This window comes from Halopseudomonas yangmingensis (assembly GCF_900114825.1).
Classification (GTDB): domain Bacteria; phylum Pseudomonadota; class Gammaproteobacteria; order Pseudomonadales; family Pseudomonadaceae; genus Halopseudomonas; species Halopseudomonas yangmingensis.
This window is the reverse complement of the sequence record NZ_FOUI01000002.1, coordinates 125,539-144,839: the sequence shown is the minus strand read 5'-3', so window position 1 is coordinate 144,839 and position 19,301 is coordinate 125,539. Positions and strand designations below refer to the sequence as shown.

Genomic DNA, 19,301 nt, shown 5'->3' with positions numbered 1-19,301 from the left:
CGCCAGATAATGACAACAAAGAGGAAGCCAGCTGTGTCCATCTCCTATTCATCCCTGCGCACGGCACCTGGTGTGCTTGCCCTGACCCTGGGCCTGTCCTTGACGCTGACCGGTTGCCTGTCGGGCTCCGGCGGTTCATCCAGCAAGGTCGAGGTTCCGCAAAATCCGTTGATTCGTACCACCGCGCAGGGTCAGGTGCGCGGTAGCGAACAGGCCGATTATCTGCAGTTCCTCGGTATTCCCTACGCCAAGCCGCCGGTCGGCGCGTTGCGTTTTGCTGCGCCACAGGAAGCGGACAGCTGGACTGGCATTCGCTTGGCTGAAAACTACGGCAGCGACTGCCCGCAGACCGGGCTGACCACCGATGCCGCCGAGGACTGCCTGTTCCTCAATGTGTTCACCCCGAGCAGCCCCGGTCCGCATCCTGTGATGGTGTGGATGCATGGTGGCGCCTTTATTTTCGGTTCCGGGGCCGGTACCTACCAGCCGCCGCGTCTGGTCGGCGAGGATGTGGTGGTGGTGACTGTCAACTATCGTCTGGGCAAGCTGGGCTTTACTGCCCACCCGGGGCTGACTGCCGAGCAGGGCGCCTCCGGTAGTTACGGCATCATGGATCAGCAGCAGGCGTTGCGCTGGGTGCGTGACAATATCAGCGAGTTTGGTGGTGATCCCGCTAATGTCACGCTGTTTGGGGAATCCGCCGGTGGTCTGAGCGTGCTGGCGCATCTGGTATCGCCGGCGTCTGCCGGGCTGTTCCACAAGGCCATAGTGCAGAGTGGCTCCTATAGCCAGACCCAGACGGCCATGGCGACTGCAGAAACTGTCGGGACGTCCTTTGCCGGTGCGCTGGGGTGTGCGGCTGAAACTCCTGCCGAACAGATCGCCTGTATGCGCAGCCGCAGTGTCGCGGAGATCATGGCACAACCGGCAGGCAGCATTACGCCGACTCTGCGCCCGGACATACTGCCGACCTCGGTGGGTGCCAGCCTGGCCAGTGGCAGCTTCAATGATGTGCCGGTGCTGATGGGTACCAATACCGATGAGTGGAGCTATTTTCTGGCCAGCCGTGGTGAAGCCAATCCGATAACAGCTGACAACTACCAGAGCATCCTGGCCGGTACCTTTGGTGCTACCGCCGTAACGGGACTGGCGCCTTTCTATCCGCCGGCGGCCTATGGCAATGATTACGCTGCGGTGGTGACGGCTTTTGGTACCGACGGTGTGTTCGCCTGCAATGCCAGCCTGCAGGCCGAACGCCTGGCAGCCAACGGCACCCGTCCGCTGTTCGTTTATGAATTTGCTGATCGGGAGGCACTGTCGCCGGGACTGACGGTACCCAGCTGGTTAACCCTGGGTGCAACCCATGCCGCAGAGATTCAGTATCTGTTCGGCTCGGATGAACTGTTTGCCTCGCGCGGAGCGACGCCGGAACAGGTCGAACTGGCGCAGACCATGACCCGGGCCTGGACCAGCTTTGCCCGCACCGGCAATCCATCCTTTGATGGTTTCAGCTGGGTTGACTATGGTGACAGTGCGGGCGGCATGCTGTCCTTGCAGACGCCATCCAGTCAGCCACTGACTCTGGCCGGCTGTGCGGCGGGGCTGCGTCTGGCGCCGCGTGCCTTGTCACGGCGGCTGGCGCAGGAGCACTCGAGTTTCCGGCAGATTCTGCACGAGGTGCGGGTGGCCTTTGCCAATCATCACCTGCAGGCATCCAGCCTGAGTGCCGAGGATATCGCCGAGCTGTCAGGTTTCTCCTCGGCTTCCAGCATGCGCCGAGCCCTGCGTCAGCCGCCGGGCTGAGCCAGCAGGCTACTGGCGCAGGCGCATGTCGTTGTTGACCCCGCGCACCCCAGGCACCTCGCGGGCAATGCGCACAGCCCGTTCGGCGGAGGCGCGGGAGCTGACAAAGCCGCTCAGCTGCACCACGCCCTTGTAGGTTTCCACGCTGATTTCCCCGGCGCGGACTTCCTTGTCGGCCACCAGTGCGGTCTTCACCCGGGTGGTAATCACGCTGTCGTCGAGAAACTCCCCGGCGGTTTTCTGGCCGGAGGTGACCGAGCAGCCGAACAGGCTGATCAGCAGCAACAGCAGTGTCAGTGGTCTCAGCAATGCCATGGGACTCTCCTTGTGGGTGGAATTACAGCGCCTTTTCGAACACCTTGGAGTTGCGCTGGAAGTTGTAGAGTGATGCACGCTTGGCCGGCAGCCGCTCTACAGAACTGGGTTCGAAACCGCGTTCGCGGAACCAGTGGGCGGTACGGGTAGTGAGCACGAACAGGGTGTTCAGCCCCAGCTCGCGGGCCTGCTGTTCGATGTGCTGCAGCAGCTGGTCGCCACGCTGGCCGTGACGGTAGTCCGGATCAATCGCCACACAGGCCAGCTCGCCGGCGCTGGAATCCTCCAGCGGGTAGAGTGCCGCGCAGCCGATGATCATGCCGTCGCGCTCGATCAGGGTGAACTGGGTGATCTCGGTTTCCAGCAGCTCACGCGAGCGGCGCACCAGAATGCCGGCTTCCTCCAGCGGGCGCAGCAGCTCCAGCAGGCCGGCAACATCATCAATCCCGGCCGGGCGAATCTGTTCAAAGGCCTCCTGACTGACCATGGTGCCACCGCCGTCGCGGGTAAACAGCTCGGTGAGTACCGCGCCGTCGTCGGCAAAGCTGACGATATGGCTGCGCCGCACTCCGGCCTCGCAGGCCTTGCAGGCGGCGCGAAGCAGGCTGCCGGGCAGGCTGTTGCCGAGCTGTTGCAGCAGCGTGCCGGCGCGCGAGGGCTTGAGCTCACGCTGCAGCCGTCCCTCGCTGTCGAAGATGCCGGTCTGCGGGCCGAGAAGGATCAGCTTGTCGGCGTCCAGGGCAGCCGCAGCGCTGGTAGCCACATCCTCGCAGGCCAGATTGAACACTTCCCCGGTTGGTGAGTAGCCGATCGACGACAGCAGCACAATGGATTGCTGGTCCAGATGCTGGCTGATCGCCTTGCGGTCGATACGCCGCACCTCACCGGTATGGTGGAAGTCCACGCCATCCAGCACGCCAATCGGCTTGGCGGTGACGAAGTTGCCACTGACTACACGCAGCCGCGAACGCTGCCCGGAGGGTGCGGTGCACAGGCGGGCCTCGATAGCGATGCGCAGGCTACCGACGGCATCCATTACGCAGCCGAGGGTGTCCAGGTCGGTGACACGCAGGTCATTGTGATAACGCGAGGCAACCCCTCGCGCATTCAGGCGTTCCTCTATTTGCGGACGTGAGCCATGCACCAGCACCAGTCGCACGCCCAGGCTGTTGAGCAGCATGATGTCGTGGATGATGTTGTTGAAGTTGGCATGTTCCAGTGCCTCGCCCGGCAACAGCACGACAAAGGTGCAGTCGCGGTGGGTGTTGATATAGGGCGTGGAGTGGCGGAACCAGTTGACGTAGTCGTGCATGGGCAGCGTTCCCTGGAAAACGCCAGTGTAGGAAGATTGCGGCGTCGCCATCAAGTGTATGATGGGAACAGCATCACAAGGGAGGCGCAGGTATGTCCGATCAGCACAATGGTTTTGTTTCCGTGGCTACTGCACAGGAGGCGGTGGATCGATTGGCCGGCCTCTACAAGGAAGCGGTGCGCGCCCTCGGGCAGGCGCTGCACGACTATCTGCAACAGCGCGTGCACCCTTCGGCTGAGCAGCTGGCGTCCTTCTGCTACCCGGCACTGCGCCTGCATTACACGGCCAGCCAGGAGCCGCCGGTCACTGTGCGCGCCTTTGCCCGGGTGCAGATGCCGGGGGTGTATCAGGTCAGCATCACCCACCCGCAGGCCTTTTGCAGCTATCTGCTGCAGCAGCTGGAGCCGCTGCTGCAGGACTTCGATGTGCGTCTGGAAGTGGGGCTGAGCGACCAGCCAATTCCCTATCCCTATGTGCTGGCGCACGATGAACTGGCGCGCTCCGGCATCACCGCCGGCGAGCTGGCGCGGGTATTCCCCGGTACCGATCTGGACCTGATCGGCGACAGCGTGGTCGACGGGCTGCATGACTGGAATGCGCCGGGGCCACTGCCGCTGGCGCTGTTCGATGCGGCGCGGGTGGATTTCTCGCTGCGCCGGCTGGTGCACTACACCGGCAGCGACTGGCAGCAGGTGCAGCCATGGATACTGCTGACCAACTACCACCGTTACGTCGACCAGTTCGTGCGCCATGGCATGGACATGCTGCTTGGCGAGTCGCGCTTCGAGGCGCTGGTGCTGCCCGGAAATGTGCTGATCGAGCGCGGCATGTCCGAGGACGACATGCAGGCGGTGGTTGACAGCGTCGCCTGGCACCGCTTCCAGATGCCGGCCTACCACCTGCTGGCGGCGGATGGTGACGGCATCAGCCTGATCAACATCGGTGTCGGCCCGTCGAATGCCAAGAACATCACCGACCACCTGGCGGTGCTGCGTCCGCACTGCTGGCTGATGATCGGTCACTGTGGCGGGCTGCGTCAGTCGCAGACCATTGGTGACTATGTGCTGGCGCATGCCTACCTGCGGCGTGACGGTATCCTTGATCGCATCCTGCCGCCACATATCCCGCTGCCGGCGCTGGCTGAGGTGCAGCAGGCGCTGCAGATGGCCGCCGCGCAGGTCACCGGCGAGCACGGCGATGCCCTCAAGCGCCGCCTGCGCACCGGCACCGTGCTGACCTATGACGACCGCAACTGGGAGTTGCGCTGGGCCCAGGAACGCCCGCTGATCAATCAGGCGCGGGCCATCGCGGTGGATATGGAAAGTGGCACCATCGCCGCCCAGGGCTACCGGCTGCGGGTGCCCTACGGCACCCTGCTGTGCGTCTCCGACAAGCCGCTGCACAGTGAAATCAAGCTGCCCGGCGCCGCCGGCGCCTTCTACCAGCGCGCAGTCAGCCAGCACCTGCAGATCGGTCTGGCCGCCCTCGACCTGCTGCGTAGCCAGGTCAACGCGCTGCATTCACGCAAGCTGCGCAGCTTTGATGAGCCGCCGTTTCGCTAAGCTGAACCGGCGTCAGTCCGCCACCCGCAAACAGAACCGCTCGATCAGCCCGCGCAATATCGCCAGCATCGGATCAATCCGTTCCAGTCCCAGGTACTCGTCGGGCTGGTGGGCCTGGGCGATGTCGCCGGGGCCGAGGATCAGGGTCTGCATGCCGAGCTGGTTGAGGAACGGACCTTCGGTGGCGAAGGCCACGGCGCCGGCGCTGTAGCCGGTGAGTTGTTCGCACAGGCGCACCAGTTCGGCATCGGCGGCGGTATCCATCGGCGGTACACCGGGGAACAGCGGCTGGTAGTCGATCTGCACCTGCAGTTCGGCGGCCAGCTGGCTGAGGTGGCTGCGGATGTCGCTGCGCAGCTGCTCCGGGTCCATTCCCGGCAGTGGCCGGATGTCAAACTCCAGCGCACAGCGCGCGCAGATGCGGTTGGGGTTGTCGCCGCCGTGGATGCAGCCAAGGTTCATGGTCGGTACCGGCACGCTGAACAGCGGGTTGTGCCACTGTTTCTGCCAGCCGGCGCGCAGGGTCAGCAGGTCGCTGATCACCGCATGCATGGCCTCCAGCGCATTGTGCCCGAGGCTTGGGTCGGAGGAGTGCCCGGCCTGGCCAATGATGTCGATGCGCTCCATCAGAATGCCCTTGTGCAGGCGGATCGGCTTGAGTCCGGTCGGCTCACCAATCACTGCGTGGCGCGCTGCGTGCAGGCTGTCGGCGACCAGCGCACGGGCGCCGCTCATCGAGCTTTCCTCGTCGGCGGTGGCCAGTACGATCAGTGGCCGGCGGAAGTCGCTGGCACGGTAGTGGCGGACCGCCTCGATGATCAGCGGAAAGAAGCCCTTCATGTCGCAACTGCCCAGGCCGTACCAGCGGTTGTCGGCCTCACGCAGGCTGAACGGGTCGGACTGCCAGCGATCCGGGTTGCACGGCACCGTATCGGTGTGGCCGGCCAGCACCAGGCCGCCGGGGCCGCTGCCGAGGGTGGCGATCAGGTTGGCCTTGCCCGGATAGCCGTCAATCGGCTGGATCTGGCAGGCAAAGCCCAGTTCATTCAGCCAGTCGGCCAGCAGGTGAATCACGCCGAGATTGGATTGATCCAGCTCCGGCTGGGTGCAACTGATCGAGGGGGAGGCGAGCAGGGCAGCAAATTGCTGCTTGAGACTGGGTAACGGCATCACGGGTACCTTGGGGCGCAAGCGAACTGTCAGCTTACGCCCCGCAGCAGGTCCCGTCAGCCGAAAATGGCGTGCAGGATAAAGAAGTAGATGATCGCCAGGCCGGCGCCGGCCGGCAGCGTCACTACCCAGGAACTGAAGATGGTGCCGATCACCCGCAGGTTGAGCGCGGCAATACCACGGGCCAGGCCGACCCCCAGTACCGCGCCGACCAGCGTGTGGGTGGTGGAGATCGGCAGGCCGATGCCGGAGGCGCCGACCACGGTGGTGGCGGTGGCCAGTTCGGCGGCAAAGCCGCGGCTGGGTGTAAGCTCGGTGATGTGCCGGCCAATGGTGGCGATTACCCGATAACCATAGGTGACCAGACCGGCGACTATGCCCAGCGCGCCGATCAGCAGCACCCAGCCGGGCACCAGCGAGCGGGCGGCGATCTCACCGGTTTGCAGCACGCCGACAATCGCTGCCAGCGGGCCCACCGCGTTGGCCACGTCGTTGGAGCCGTGGGCGAAGGCCATGGCGCAGGCGGTAAAGATCATCAGTACCGCAAACACCTTTTCCACGCTGGCATAGTGAAAGTCCTTGTCGGCCTGCGGGTCGCGCTTGATACGGGTCAGCAGGGCTGCGCCGATGGCAGTGATCAGCAGGCCGACCAGAATCGCCAGACCAAAGCTTTGCAGGTTGCTCAGGTGCAGCCCGACATGCTTGAGTCCCTTGGTCAGGGTCATGACGGTGACGATAAAACCGACGGCAAACATATAGAAGGGTACATAGCGCTTGGCATTGCGGAATGGGTCATCGGTATCCAGGATCAGCCGTTGCACGCTGAGAAAGATCATAAAGGCGACCATGCCGGACAGCAGCGGCGAGATGACCCAGCTGGAGACAATCGGGATGACCCCGGACCAGTTGACCGCCTCAATGGATACGCCAACGGCGCCGAAGCCGATAACCGCACCAACGATCGAATGGGTGGTGGAGACCGGCCAGCCCTTGATCGAGGCAATCATCAGCCAGGTGCCGGCGGCCAGCAGTGCGGCCAGCATACCGAACACCATCTGTTCCGGGCTGATCAGGCTGGCATCCAGAATGCCGCTGCGGATGGTCTGGGTTACCGAGCCGCCGGCCAGATAGGCGCCGAGGAACTCGAACACCATGGCAATGATGATTGCCTGCTTGATGGTCAGCGCCCGCGAGCCAACCGACGTGCCCATGGCGTTGGCAACGTCGTTGGCACCGACGCCCCAGGCCATGAAAAAGCCGAACAGACAGGCAAGAACCAGCAGGGTGGTGCCGTATTCTGCGATAAGGGTCATGGCGGAAATCTCTGGGTAGAGGAAAGAGTCAGCGAGCCATCAGCAGCTCAAGACGGTTGCCAACGCGCTCGGCACGGTCGGCTACGTCACCAATCCATTCGATGATCTGGTAGAGGAAGATCACATCCACCGGCGGCATGTCACGCTCCAGCTTGAACAGCTCGGCGCGCAGGGCTATCTGCATCATGTCGGTATCCCTTTCGATGTCTTCCAGCTCGACGATCAGGTTTTCCACCAGGGTTACCTCGCGGCCGGCAAAGCCGGTCTCGAGCAGCTCGTCCAGCTCGTTCATTGCCTTTAGCGCCTGCGCTGCGGCATCCACCGAGCGTTGCACAAAGGCCATAAAGGCTGGCTGCAAGGGCTGCGGAATGGTCATGCGCCGGCCCAGCATCAACCCGGCAATATCCTTGGCGCGGTTGGCGACTTTGTCCTGTACACTGAGCAGCTCCAGCAGATCCGAACGCGGCACCGGCAGAAACAGACTTTTCGGCAGGTGAATGCGCACGTCCTTTTTCAGCTTGTCGGCCTCGTGCTCCAGCTGCGCGACGTGTTGCTGAATCTGTTCCGCCAGTTCCCAGTCATTGGCAAACACCGCATCGACAAATGGAATCAGCTGCGCCGCACATTCGTGGGCCTTGGCGATGTGCTTTTGCATCGGCCCGATCGGCGAGCGGCCAAACAGGTTGAGAAAGGGATTGTTGGGCATGCTGCCTCCGGGATGAGCTGGGGCGCAAGTATAGTGGTCGGCCAATCGGCCGTCATCAGACAGACATTTTTTCGTCATTACAGCGGACAGGCATGAATACCGAAACCGAAATCAAGTTGCGCGTCAGCGCCGAGACATTGCAGCAGCTGCCGGATCATCCGCTGCTGCGCGGGCGCCTGCAGGGCGAGTGGCAGACGGTCGAGTTGCTCAATCAGTATTTCGATACCGCGGATGGCCAACTGGCGGCGGCCCGTGTGGCATTACGCCTGCGGCGTGACGGCGATGCCATCATCCAGACCCTGAAAACCCGTGGCAACAGCGTCGCCGGCCTGTCCGAGCGCAATGAGTGGGACTGGCACCTGCAGCAGCCGCAACTGGATCTGTCGCTGCTGACCGACGACTGCTGGCCCGCTGCCTTGGCGGGTCTTGACCTGAGCCTTTTGCAGCCGCTGTTTACCACTGATTTTCGCCGCGTGCGTGGCGAGTTGCGCTGGGAGCGCGAGGGTGAGCCGGTATGCGTCGAGGCGGCGCTGGACAGCGGCCGGGTGCTGGCAGGCGAGGCTGTTGAAGATATCTGCGAACTGGAGCTGGAGCTGCGCGAAGGCCCGGCCGAAGCTGTGCTGGAACTGGCGCTGGCGCTGGCAGCGGATGTACCGCTGATGCCCTGCGATATCAGCAAGGCCGAACGCGGTTACCGGCTGCTGCAGGCGGACAGTTACCAGCTGCGGTTGCCGGCGGTTGACTGGCAAGCCACCGCCGTGGTCGATGAGGTGGTTGAAGGACTGGGCTGGCAGTTGCTGGGTAACAGTCAGCGTCTGGCCGAACAATACCGCCACCTTGGCCAGTGGCGTTTGTTCCGTGAGCTGACCGGGCAACTGGCTGATTTGCGGGCACTGTTCGGGGTGTTCGACCTTGGCCTGCCGCGCTCCAGTGCGCAGCCCTTCACCGGGCCGCTGGATGCCCTGTTGGCGCAGTTGCGGCCCCTGGTGCTGAGTGGCTGGGCCGATGATGAGCATGGCCGCGCTGCCCGTGATGCAGCGCCGGCACTGTTTGCCGAACTGCTGGCGCAGCCAGCATGGGGGCAGTTGTTTGTTGGTCTGGCCCTGTGGCTGCGCACCCGGGGCTGGACCCAGGGGCGGCCGCCGCGCGGCAACAAGGTCGGCAATCTGGAGTTGCCGCGCTGGCTGCTGGCCGCCTGTGCCCGGGAAGTCCACGAACTGCAGGTGCCGCATGCCAACGATGATGATGTTCGGGTCGCCGAGTGCGTTGATCAGATGCCGCGTCTGGGCCGCTTGCATCTGCTGCTGGGCAATCTGCGACATCGCTTGGAGGTTCCTGAAGCGGACCGGCTGTTTGGTGAGCTGAACAAGCTGCAGGCGTTGCTCGAACAACTGCCGCAGGTGGATGCCGAGTCGCGGCCGCTGCTGCTGGCAGCACTGCGCAAGCAGGGTACCCGGGTACGCCGGCTGGACGCCTGGCGCGTTCTCAACAGCTGAGCGGGCAGGCATGAACTATCGACACAGTTACCATGCCGGCAACCACGCCGATGTGCTCAAGCACGCGGTGCTGCTGCGCATGCTGCAACTTATGCAGCGCAAGGAGGCGCCGCTGTGCTACCTCGACAGCCATGCCGGCACCGCGCTCTATGATCTGGCCGGCGAGCAGGCGGGCCGCACCGGCGAGTTCCGTGACGGTATCGCCCGGCTGTGGTCGCGTACTGACCTGCCGGAGCTGTTGGCCGGTTACCGGGCGGCGGTGCAACGGCACAATCCCGATGGCCAGTTGCGCTTCTATCCCGGTTCGCCGCAACTGGTGGCCGACCAGTTGCGCGAGCAGGACCGCATGATACTCAGTGAACTGCACCCGGAGGATGCCGCCGAGTTGCGCGGGCATTTTGCCGGGGATCCGCAGGTGGCGGTGCACCAGCGCGACGGCTACCAGCTCGGCAAGGCCTTCCTGCCGGTGCCGGAGAAGCGCGCGCTGTGGCTGCTGGATCCGCCGTTTGAGCAGGGCGACGATCTGCAGCGTGCATTGCAGGCGATGCAGGCCGGCATCCAGCGCATGCGCCAGACGGTGATTGCTCTCTGGTATCCGATCAAGAACCAGCGCGAGTTGCGCGCCTTCTACCAGCAGGTTGCTGCTGCCGGCTTGCCCAAGGTGCTGTGCGTTGAGCTGGCAGTGCGCCCGGTCGATACCACCCTTGGGCTGAATGGTTCAGGGCTGATGCTGGTCAATCCGCCCTGGCCGCTGTGGGAGGAGCTGGAACCGGCCTTGCCCTGGCTGGCCGGTGAACTGGCGCAGAGCGGGACGGGCGACTGGCGGCTGGAGTGGCTGGCGGGCGGGCCCTGAGGTTTGCGGCCAGCCATCCCTGGCTGGCCACTGTTTGCCAGCCCCGGCCTGCTTATTCCTCCAGCCTGAAGGCCAGGCCGGCATTCTCCTGCAGGCGCTTGATCAGTCGCTCGCCCATCGCCGGGGCGGTGGTCCAGATGCCGCCGGGGGTGTCGCTGGCGTCGCGCAGCAGGCACAGGGCGCTTTCGGCGATCATTCGTGAAGTTGAGCCATAGCCCGGGTCACGTTTGCCGGAGACGCTGGCACGCAGTTCATGGCCATTGGTGTCGCTGCCAATAAACAGCACATCGTAGTAACCATTCTCGCGCTCTTCCCGGCTCGGGCCTTCGCCCGGCTTGGGTGCCGAGTCGCTGGCCAGCGAACGGTCCTTGCCGACCGCCTCGGCAATCGCCTTGCCCTGTTCGCCGGGGCCGGTGAGGATCATCTCGTCATACACAAAGTCCTTGCCCCAGGCATGTCCGAGCAGGAAGTTGGAGCGGTGCACATTGCGCGTATTGATCGCCGCCATGACAAAGGGCGCGGCCCAGCTGCCGAGGGCCTCCTCGTACTCCGGCTGGTTTGCCGGCGGCTGGGTGGGGCCGTTAAAGCCGGGGGTCAGGGCAAAGGGGTTGACCAGCAGGCCGGCAATCTCCGGGTTCTGCTTGGCCGCTACCAGGGTTGCCTTGAGGCTGGCGGCGGTGCCGCCGGAGAAGGTGCCCTTCATCTTGCGCACGCGACCCTTGACCCGTGACAGCGGTGCGCCGAAGCGCTGTTGTGCGGCCTGTTGCAGGAAGAACACTCCAAGATCGAAGGGGATCGAATCGAAACCGCAGGAGAACACGATGCGCGCACCGGACTGGCGTGCCGCCTCGGCATGCGCATCTATCATCAGACGCATCCACGCCGGCTCGCCGCACAGGTCGACATAGTCGGTGCCCTGCGCAGCGCATTCGGCAACCAGTTCCGAGCCATACAGCTGGTAGGGGCCAACCGTGGTCAGCACCACCCGGGTACGCCCGACCATGGCCTTCAGGCTGGCCGGGTCGGAGGTGTCCGCGACCACCAGCGGCAGGTCTGCCGGGGCGCCGATCTGGTCGCGCACCTCGGCCAGCTTGGCGGCATTGCGACCGGCCATGGCCCAGCGCAAATCCGGGTCGTTGGCGTATTGCTGGCAGAGGTATTCGGCCACCAGACGGCCGGTATAACCGCTGGCACCATAGACAATCAGGTCGAATTCGCGTGCTGCAGACATGGGTAGGACTCCGTGACGGGTTCTGTGGCCCACCAGTCTGGCACAGCTTCAGCCGTATCGCTTGTGACCGGGGATGGATTTCGTCTGCCGGAATGGCGCGCGATAAACCGGCCTCATGCCGGTTGCGGCTGGCGCCGCACCAGGGCGATGGCGGCAATGATCAGACAGCCGCCGAGCAGCATGCGCAGGGTTGGCTGCTCGGCGAACAGCAGCCAGGCAAACAGAATGCCGTAGACCGGTTCCAGGGCAAAGAACAACGAGGCGATGCGCGCTTTCAGCACGCTCAGGCTGGCGACGAACAGGCCGTGGGCCAGACCGGTGCAGAGCAGACCGAGCAGGGCGATCCACAGCCAGTCGAGGGCCGGCATCGCGAGTAGCGCCGGAGTGCCCGGCAGCAGCAGGCAGAGCAGGATAAACAGGTTCTGCCAGCCGGCTACCTGCACCGCATGCAGCTTGCCGGCGGTCAGGCGGTTACCGACCGATACCGCGGCAAAGCAAAAGCCTGAAGCAATCGCCCACAGCAGCCCCGTGGTGGCCTGATCGGCCAGGGTAAAGCTGGGGGTCACCAGTAGCAGGCCGAGGCATACCAGCACTACCTTGAACAGGTCACTGCGCCCCGGCAGCTCGCGGAACAGCAGCAGTTCCAGCAGCACCACAAAGGCCGGGAAGCTGGCAAAGCCAAGGGTGCCAATGCCGACCCCGGCAATCTTCACCGCATGGAAAAAGGTCAGCCAGTGCAGCCCCAGCAGCAGGCCACAGAGCCCCAGTTGCAGCAGGCGCTGGCGGGTAATGCCGCGCACTACCGGCTCGCGCATCAGCCAGGCGAACAGCAGTAGAGAGACAACGGCAAACAATGCGCGGCCCAACACGATGGCGAGCGGGCCGGCCACTGCCAGCTTGCCGAAGATGCCGGTCAGGCCGAACATCAGTGCGGCAACGTGCAGCCCGAGCAGGGCGCGGGTATGGGTCATTTCAGGCATGATGGTTTCGCCGCAAAACGGCGCATTCTAGCACCGGCAAAGTTGCTGCGGGAAATGTCGTTGCATATTGCTATCATATACAGAGTGCAGTCCTGCATAACCGAACCAGGAGACAACGCTTGGCCGAGCCGATACGCGGTTTACGACACTGGATGATTCGTCTTAACGAGGCGGAACTACCGGCCATGGCCGGTATAGTGCAGGAGCTTTTGCGTGTCTCGGATTCCCAGACAGCGTCTGTACGCCAATTGTCGGATGTGTTGCTGCGGGACGCATCGCTGACGTCTCAAGTGTTACGGATCAGTAATAGCGCGTTTTTCAATCCGCGCCGCGAGGCGATAAGCACCATTTCGCGAGCCATTGTGGTGATAGGGTTCGAGCAGGTGCGCATGATTGGTCTGTCAATCAGTCTGCTTGACGGGTTGCAGCGCCACGGTTCCGGTGTCCAGTTGCTGGGGTTGCTGGCCCGGAGTTTTCATGCGTCCTTGCAGGCTCGCACACTGGCGGAGCAGGTCAGCCGGCGTGACAAGGAACAGGTGTTTATCGCCACCCTGTTGCAGCATGTGGGCGAAATGGCTTTCTGGAGTCAGGATGATCGTCAGATTGAGGCCTTGGCCGAGCGTCTGGCCATGCCGGGTGTCGATCGTGACAGGATGGTGCGGGATGAGCTGGGAACCAGTTTTCGCGATCTTTCCCTCGGGCTGCTGAAAAGCTGGAACATGGACGAGGTGCATCAGCTGGTCAACGAATATCCGGCCTTGCGCGCCCCGGCTGCGCGCTGTGTGGATTTGGGGACACGTATTGCGAATGTATTGCAGCAGGGGTGGAGTGATCAGGCGAGACTGGCCGAGCTTCAGGCAGAAGTGGCTGCTTTGACAGGTTTGCCGGAAGAAGAAGCCCTGGAGTTGCTGCATGATGGTAGTCGTCAGGCGGCGGCGGTGTTGCGCAGTAGCGGTAATAGCCAGTTGGCTCAGTTGCTGCCGGAGCCGGGAGAGGAGCTGCAGCCCCTGGGCGTTATTGGCGGAGCTCGAATCGAGATGCAACAGGCATTGCAGCCCAATCCCGAGTTTGAGCGCCTGTCTCTGCAGAATCTGGAGTTGATGTGCCAGGCGGCGGTGGATGTGGAAGCGGTGCTGGATGCCCTGGTCAATGGCCTGAACAAAGGTAGCGGCCTGGAGCGGGTGATGCTTGCGGTGTTGGCGGACCAGCAGCGGCGCTTTCGCGCGCGACGGGTGGCGGGCGAGCATACGGCGGCCTGGCTGACGGCTTTTGACCTGCCGCGCGTCCCGCAGCATCCGCATATCTTTGATCATGTCCTGGGTAGCCAGACACCGCTGTGGATGGGGCGAGCGCAGAGCAGCAGTCTGGATGATCTGGTCACGCGCGAAACGCGCCAGCAGGTTGGAGAGGGCATGTTTCTTCTGGCACCGCTACTGGCAGGCAAGCGTCAGGTTGGTGTGCTCTATGCCGATATGCGCAATACCGGCAGACCGCTTACTGACGCCCAGTTTGTTGCCTTCCGCCAGTTTGCCCGACTGGCCGGCGAATGCCTGCTGGCACTCGGCAGCCGCAAGCGCTGATCAGCCAGCGGGCATGCGCACGCCGGTGCCGCCCAGGCCGCAGTAACCACCGGGATTTTTCTGCAGGTACTGCTGGTGGTAGTCCTCGGCGTAGTAGAAGGGGCCAGCCGCCACGATTTCGGTGGTAATCGGCCCCTTGCCGGCCTCCTCCAGAGCAAAGGCGAAGCGCGCCTTGCTGGCCTCGGCCAGTGCCCGTTGCCACGAGTTGGTCACGTAGATGCCGGAGCGGTATTGGGTGCCCATATCGTTACCCTGGCGCATGCCCTGAGTCGGGTCATGGGCCTCCCAGAACGCCGCCAGCAACTGCTCCAGTGACAGTTGCTCGGGGTCAAACACCACCAGCACCACCTCATTGTGTCCGGTGCGGCCGCTGCAGACTTCCTCGTAGGTCGGATTGGGTGTCAGGCCGCCGCTGTAGCCGACGGCCGTTACCTGCACGCCGGGCAGTTGCCAGAAGCGCCGCTCGGCACCCCAGAAACAGCCCATACCGAAAATGATCTGCTGACTGCCCTCCGCGAACGGCGGTTTCAACGGCGTAGCCAGCACGGCATGCCGCTCGGCGGTGGGGATTGGCGTGGCGCGGCCCGGCAGGGCCTCATCGGCGCTGGGCAGGCGCCGTTTGAATTCGGACATCGAGTGGAACATCGGGCAGCTCCTTGATGACGGTATGGGGAATCAACGGCTCAGTTCGCCGCGCTGCTCCAGCAGCTCGCGAACCAGAAAAAGGGCCGCCAATGCACGGCCTTCGCTGAAATCATCACGCGCGGCCAGCTCGCTCAGTGCAAACAGGTCGACGCTATCGACCCGGATCGGCTCGGGCTCGTCACCTGGCAGGCGTTTTTCGTAGAGATCACGGGCCAGTACCACCGAGATCGACTGGCTCATGTAGCCGGGTGACAGTGACAGGCGGGTGATGAATTCCAGTTGGCGGGCGCCGAAGCCGGCTTCCTCCATCAGTTCGCGATTGGCCGCCTGCAACAGGTCTTCGCCGGGCTCGACCAGCCCCTTGGGCAGTGACAGTTGGTAATCGCCAGTGCCGCCGCAATATTCCTCGATCAGCAGCGCTGTCCGTGCATCGCGCAGCGCCACTACCATCACCGCTCCATAGCCCTGTCCCCGGCTGACCAGCCGTTCGTAGGTGCGTTCAACACCATTGGCAAAGCGCAACTGTTGCTGTTCCACGGTAAACAGACGGCTTTTCGCGACAATCTGTGCATCGAGGATTTCCGGCATTTTCCGCATGGGCACTCCGGGGCGAGCGGGGGTTGGCGTATGATACTCGCACATTTTTTACCAAATCAGGCACCCGATGCTCGACTGGAACACCATTGATACCGTGCTGCTGGATATGGACGGCACCCTGCTGGACCTGCACTTCGACAACCATTTCTGGTTGGAATACCTGCCGCAGCGCTACGCCGATCATCACGGCCAGTCGCTGGACTGGGCCAAGGCGGAAATCTACCCGCTGATGACCGCTACCCAGGGCCAGCTGGCCTGGTATTGCCTGGACTACTGGACCCGCGAGCTGGGCCTGCCGATTGTCGAACTGAAGCGCGAGGTGGCGCACCTGATCCGCCTGCGTCCGGACGCCGACACTTTCCTGCGTGCGCTGCAACGGGCCGGCAAGCAGGTAATCCTGATCACCAATGCCCACCGCGATGCGCTGTCGCTGAAGCTTGAACGGGTCGAGCTGCGCACCTATTTTCAGCGCCTGATCAGCTCGCATGACTTTGGTTTTCCCAAGGAAACCCAGGCCTTCTGGCAGGCATTGCAGGCAGAAGTGCCGTTTGACCCGGCGCGCACGCTGTTTATTGACGACAGCCTGCCGATATTACGTTCGGCGCGTGACTATGGCGTTGCCCGGTTGCTGGCGGTACGCGAGCCGGACAGCCAGGGCGCGCGCCGGGATACCGAGGAGTTTGCCGCCGTGGAGGATTATCTGGAGCTGGCCGTCGGCTTGCAGGGTTAAGCTATCAACCCTTGCCCTTGGTGCGCGTCTGGTGCGGACGGGCGTTCTTTTCGATGTACTGGATAATCAGCCCGGCAATATCCTTGCCGGTGGTGGTTTCAATGCCTTCCAGTCCAGGCGAGGAGTTGACCTCCATCACCACCGGGCCGTGGTTGGAGCGCAGGATATCAACGCCGGCCACGCTCAGGCCCATGACCTTGGCGGCGCGCACGGCAGTCATGCGCTCCTCGGGGGTGATCTTGATCAGGCTGGCGCTGCCGCCGCGGTGCAGGTTGGAGCGGAATTCGCCGGGTTTGGCCTGACGCTTCATTGCCGCAATCACCTTGTCGCCGACCACGAAGCAGCGGATGTCGGCACCACCGGCCTCGCGGATATATTCCTGCACCATGATGTTGGCCTTCAGCCCCATAAAGGCTTCCAGTACTGACTCGGCGGCCTGTTCGGTTTCGCAAAGCACCACGCCGATGCCCTGGGTGCCTTCCAGCAGCTTGATCACCAGCGGCGCGCCGCCAACCATGCTGATCAGATCGGGAATGTCATCCGGGGAGTGGGCAAAGCCGGTAACCGGCAAGCCGACGCCACGCCGGGCCAGCAGTTGCAGCGAGCGCAGCTTGTCGCGCGAGCGGCTGATCGCTACTGATTCGTTCAGCGGAAACACGCCCATCATCTCGAACTGGCGCAGCACCGCCGCACCATAAAAGGTAATGGAGGCACCGATGCGTGGAATCACCGCATCAAAGCCGATCAGCTCCTCACCCTTGTAGTGGATCGACGGTTTGTGGCTGGTGATGTTCATGTAGGCGCGCAGGGTATCTATCACCAGCATGTCGTGGCCACGCTCGCGGCCGGCCTCGACCAGTCGGCGGGTGGAGTACAGGTTGCGATTGCGCGACAGCACCGCGATCTTCATGGTTCAAGTCCTTCAGGCTGCCCGGTGAGGGCAGTGGATGTCTGTGGTTTGTCCTGCACATAGCGCAGGCCGGGATTGATCACCAGTTGTGCAGCCAGTAGCGCATTGCAGCCCAGCAACACCCGGTAGCGCATGGCCTTGCGGCAGGTCAGGGTGAACTCGACCTCGCGGCACTGGTCGCCCAGTACCATGGTTGTGCATATGGTCAGTCGTTCCTGCACCTGGCCGTTGGAGCTGCGGATCTTGCGACGATCCACCACCAGTGCCTCGCACGGCTGGGTGCGTTGTCCGCGCTGGCCAACATGGGCGACAAAACGCACCCAGGTCTGGTTGTCACGTTCAAAGGTCTGGATCTGGCTGGCATGCAGCGCCGAGGTGTGCGCACCGGTGTCGATCTTGGCGCGGATCAGACCGATGCCCAGCGCCGGCAGCGCTATCCATTCGCGCAGCCCGATCACGTTCAGGTGGTCAAAGGTCTTCATTGCCGCAGGAGGTCTCCCGAGTGGCGCGCATCATGGCTCAGCGGCCGGCATTCGACAAGTATGCGTGCCTGACTGTTACACTGCCGCGAAGATTTTGGCGGCACAGGGCACACTATGGCAGACGATCAGCGAATTCGCCTCGACAAATGGCTTTGGGCCGCACGTTTTTTCAAGACCCGGGCGCTGGCCAAGGCAGCCATTGAGGGTGGCAAGGTGCAGTGTGCCGGTGATCGCTGCAAGCCGTCGAAGGAGCCGAGGGTGGGTGAGCTGCTGCAGATCCGCCAGGGGGCGGATACCCGCATTGTCGAGGTGCTGGCATTGAGTGGTCAGCGTCGGGGTGCGCCCGAGGCGGCCTTGCTCTACCGTGAAACCGCAGAGAGCCTGGCGCAGCGTGAGCAACTGGCCGCGCAGCGACGTGCGCTGGGTGCCGGACTGGCGATCAGTGAGCAGCGTCCGACCAAGAAACAGCGTCGGCAGATTCATCGCTTTCGCGACGAGCGCAATGTCGATGGTGGCAACGACTTGCTATAATCTGCGGCTTTTCCCAGCGAGTCTGCCCAGATGCATCAACCGGACATCACCCAACGTTTTATCTTCGAGCACGCTGATGTGCGTGGCGAGCTGGTGGCACTCGACCACAGCTACCGGGAGATCCTCGCCAAGCATGATTACCCGCAACCGGTCCGCCAGTTGCTTGGCGAGATGCTGGCCGCCGCTGTATTGCTTTCCACTACGCTGAAGTTCGACGGCCTGCTGGTGCTGCAGGCGCGTTCCAGTGGCCCGCTGTCGACCCTGATGGTTGAATGTTCCAGTGGGCAGGAAGTGCGCGGTATCGCCCAGTTTGCGCCGGATCTGCAGGGCGCCGACAGCATTACCGATCTGATGCCGGACGGTGTTCTGGCGATCACCATAGATCCGGAGCAGGGGCAGCGCTATCAGGGTATGGTGTCGCTGCAGGGCAGCAGCCTGGCAGATGCGCTGAACGGGTATTTCGAAAACTCTGAACAGCTGGCCACGCGGTTCCGGCTGCTGGCCGACGATCAGCAGGCTCGGGGCATGTTGTTGCAGGCGTTGCCGGTTGATCGTCAGCCGGACCCGGAACAGCGTACCCAGACCTGGGAGCACCTTAATGTGCTGGCTGACACCCTCAAACCCGAAGAGCTGCTGGGGCTGGATAACCAGACGCTGTTGTACCGCCTCTATCACGAGGAGCAGGTGCGGCTGTTCGACCCTCATCCTGTCTGCTTCCGCTGCAGTTGTTCCGCGCTCCGCTGTGGCACAGCACTGATCAGCCTCGGGCTGGAGGATGCGCGCAATCTGTTGGCAGAGCAGGGTGGCGAGATCGGTATTGACTGCCAGTTCTGCAACACACGATATACCTTTGACAGTGAGTCGGTAGAGCAGCTGTTCTCTGCTGCAGATGAGCATGCGCGCAGCTTGCACTGACTGCTCATAGAGCTGGACTATCGGTCTAATCGAGAATGCGGTGCATCCGGATTTAGCACCCTTGACTTTTTTTTGGCATAATGTCGCGCCTGTGCGCTATGCCAGCGCTGAATCCGACCCGTTGAACCCGCCATGCCGGGGCTTGCGCCACCGGTTGTTAGGAGATTTCG

Annotated in this window: 19 protein-coding genes; 8 read left to right on the top strand and 11 right to left on the bottom strand. The window is 63.2% G+C overall.

Annotated features, from left to right (window positions below; all coding sequences use genetic code 11):
* The first annotated feature begins 33 nt into the window (after positions 1-33).
* A complete protein-coding gene (locus BMZ23_RS02945) occupies positions 34-1,803 on the top strand; it encodes a carboxylesterase family protein (RefSeq protein ID WP_177197206.1) in 1,770 nt (589 codons plus the stop codon).
* A 9-nt stretch (positions 1,804-1,812) separates the two neighbouring features.
* Here BMZ23_RS02945 and BMZ23_RS02940 read toward each other — a convergent pair whose 3' ends face one another.
* The gene (locus BMZ23_RS02940) at positions 1,813-2,118 is read right to left on the bottom strand and encodes a BON domain-containing protein (protein ID WP_093472491.1); all 306 of its coding nucleotides are present in this window, start codon (positions 2,116-2,118) and stop codon (positions 1,813-1,815) included.
* A 22-nt stretch (positions 2,119-2,140) separates the two neighbouring features.
* Complete coding sequence (gene argA, locus BMZ23_RS02935; RefSeq protein WP_093472488.1) at positions 2,141-3,430, bottom strand: amino-acid N-acetyltransferase; 1,290 nt, start codon at positions 3,428-3,430, stop codon at positions 2,141-2,143.
* A 92-nt stretch (positions 3,431-3,522) separates the two neighbouring features.
* Here argA and BMZ23_RS02930 point away from each other — a divergent pair, with 92 nt between their 5' ends.
* A complete protein-coding gene (locus BMZ23_RS02930) occupies positions 3,523-4,992 on the top strand; it encodes an AMP nucleosidase (RefSeq protein WP_093472485.1) in 1,470 nt (489 codons plus the stop codon).
* Between the two features lie 12 nt (positions 4,993-5,004).
* On the opposite strand, the gene argE is transcribed toward BMZ23_RS02930, so the two are convergent.
* From argE to BMZ23_RS02915, 3 genes are read right to left on the bottom strand one after another with little or no spacing between them, the layout of a single operon-like run.
* Positions 5,005-6,162 (bottom strand): acetylornithine deacetylase, encoded by a 1,158-nt coding sequence (gene argE / locus BMZ23_RS02925; RefSeq protein WP_093472482.1) that lies wholly within the window; start codon positions 6,160-6,162, stop codon positions 5,005-5,007.
* Between the two features lie 56 nt (positions 6,163-6,218).
* Complete coding sequence (locus BMZ23_RS02920; RefSeq protein ID WP_093472479.1) at positions 6,219-7,475, bottom strand: inorganic phosphate transporter; 1,257 nt, start codon at positions 7,473-7,475, stop codon at positions 6,219-6,221.
* A gap of 28 nt (positions 7,476-7,503) precedes the next feature.
* Positions 7,504-8,181 (bottom strand): TIGR00153 family protein, encoded by a 678-nt coding sequence (locus BMZ23_RS02915; RefSeq protein ID WP_093472477.1) that lies wholly within the window; start codon positions 8,179-8,181, stop codon positions 7,504-7,506.
* A 92-nt stretch (positions 8,182-8,273) separates the two neighbouring features.
* Between BMZ23_RS02915 and BMZ23_RS02910 the strand changes: the two genes are divergently transcribed.
* Together BMZ23_RS02910 and BMZ23_RS02905 are read left to right on the top strand one after the other, a co-directional pair.
* On the top strand, positions 8,274-9,677 hold the full coding sequence (locus BMZ23_RS02910; protein ID WP_093472474.1) for a CYTH domain-containing protein: 1,404 nt from the start codon (positions 8,274-8,276) through the stop codon (positions 9,675-9,677).
* A gap of 10 nt (positions 9,678-9,687) precedes the next feature.
* Entirely contained in the window at positions 9,688-10,530 is an 843-nt protein-coding gene (locus BMZ23_RS02905; RefSeq protein ID WP_093472472.1) for a 23S rRNA (adenine(2030)-N(6))-methyltransferase RlmJ, read from the top strand.
* A gap of 52 nt (positions 10,531-10,582) precedes the next feature.
* Here the strand turns inward: BMZ23_RS02905 and BMZ23_RS02900 are convergent, their stop codons facing one another.
* Both BMZ23_RS02900 and BMZ23_RS02895 read right to left on the bottom strand, forming a co-directional pair.
* Complete coding sequence (locus BMZ23_RS02900; protein ID WP_093472469.1) at positions 10,583-11,761, bottom strand: saccharopine dehydrogenase family protein; 1,179 nt, start codon at positions 11,759-11,761, stop codon at positions 10,583-10,585.
* A gap of 113 nt (positions 11,762-11,874) precedes the next feature.
* Positions 11,875-12,732 (bottom strand): DMT family transporter, encoded by an 858-nt coding sequence (locus BMZ23_RS02895; RefSeq protein ID WP_093472466.1) that lies wholly within the window; start codon positions 12,730-12,732, stop codon positions 11,875-11,877.
* A 128-nt stretch (positions 12,733-12,860) separates the two neighbouring features.
* Here BMZ23_RS02895 and BMZ23_RS02890 point away from each other — a divergent pair, with 128 nt between their 5' ends.
* Complete coding sequence (locus BMZ23_RS02890) at positions 12,861-14,321, top strand: HDOD domain-containing protein (protein ID WP_245748100.1); 1,461 nt, start codon at positions 12,861-12,863, stop codon at positions 14,319-14,321.
* On the opposite strand, the gene msrA is transcribed toward BMZ23_RS02890, so the two are convergent.
* Together msrA and nudE are read right to left on the bottom strand one after the other, a co-directional pair.
* Positions 14,322-14,966, bottom strand: coding sequence for a peptide-methionine (S)-S-oxide reductase MsrA (msrA, locus tag BMZ23_RS02885; protein ID WP_218143555.1), 645 nt, complete (start codon positions 14,964-14,966; stop codon positions 14,322-14,324).
* Between the two features lie 30 nt (positions 14,967-14,996).
* Positions 14,997-15,563: an ADP compounds hydrolase NudE gene (nudE, locus tag BMZ23_RS02880; RefSeq protein WP_093472463.1), complete on the bottom strand. Its 567-nt coding sequence runs from the start codon at positions 15,561-15,563 to the stop codon at positions 14,997-14,999.
* A 67-nt stretch (positions 15,564-15,630) separates the two neighbouring features.
* Between nudE and yrfG the strand changes: the two genes are divergently transcribed.
* Complete coding sequence (gene yrfG, locus BMZ23_RS02875; protein WP_093472461.1) at positions 15,631-16,293, top strand: GMP/IMP nucleotidase; 663 nt, start codon at positions 15,631-15,633, stop codon at positions 16,291-16,293.
* Between the two features lie 4 nt (positions 16,294-16,297).
* On the opposite strand, the gene rimK is transcribed toward yrfG, so the two are convergent.
* Both rimK and rimB read right to left on the bottom strand, forming a co-directional pair.
* Complete coding sequence (gene rimK / locus BMZ23_RS02870; RefSeq protein ID WP_093472458.1) at positions 16,298-17,203, bottom strand: 30S ribosomal protein S6--L-glutamate ligase; 906 nt, start codon at positions 17,201-17,203, stop codon at positions 16,298-16,300.
* Entirely contained in the window at positions 17,200-17,685 is a 486-nt protein-coding gene (gene rimB / locus BMZ23_RS02865; RefSeq protein ID WP_093472455.1) for a retropepsin-like aspartic endopeptidase RimB, read from the bottom strand. Before rimB ends, rimK begins: the two co-directional genes overlap by 4 nt.
* A 114-nt stretch (positions 17,686-17,799) precedes the next feature.
* On the opposite strand from rimB, the gene BMZ23_RS02860 reads away from it, so the two are divergent.
* Both BMZ23_RS02860 and hslO read left to right on the top strand, forming a co-directional pair.
* Positions 17,800-18,216, top strand: a complete 417-nt coding sequence (locus BMZ23_RS02860; RefSeq protein ID WP_093472452.1) for an RNA-binding S4 domain-containing protein — start codon at positions 17,800-17,802, stop codon at positions 18,214-18,216.
* 30 nt (positions 18,217-18,246) lie between these two features.
* A complete protein-coding gene (gene hslO / locus BMZ23_RS02855; protein WP_093472450.1) occupies positions 18,247-19,131 on the top strand; it encodes an Hsp33 family molecular chaperone HslO in 885 nt (294 codons plus the stop codon).
* Positions 19,132-19,301 lie beyond the last annotated feature (170 nt).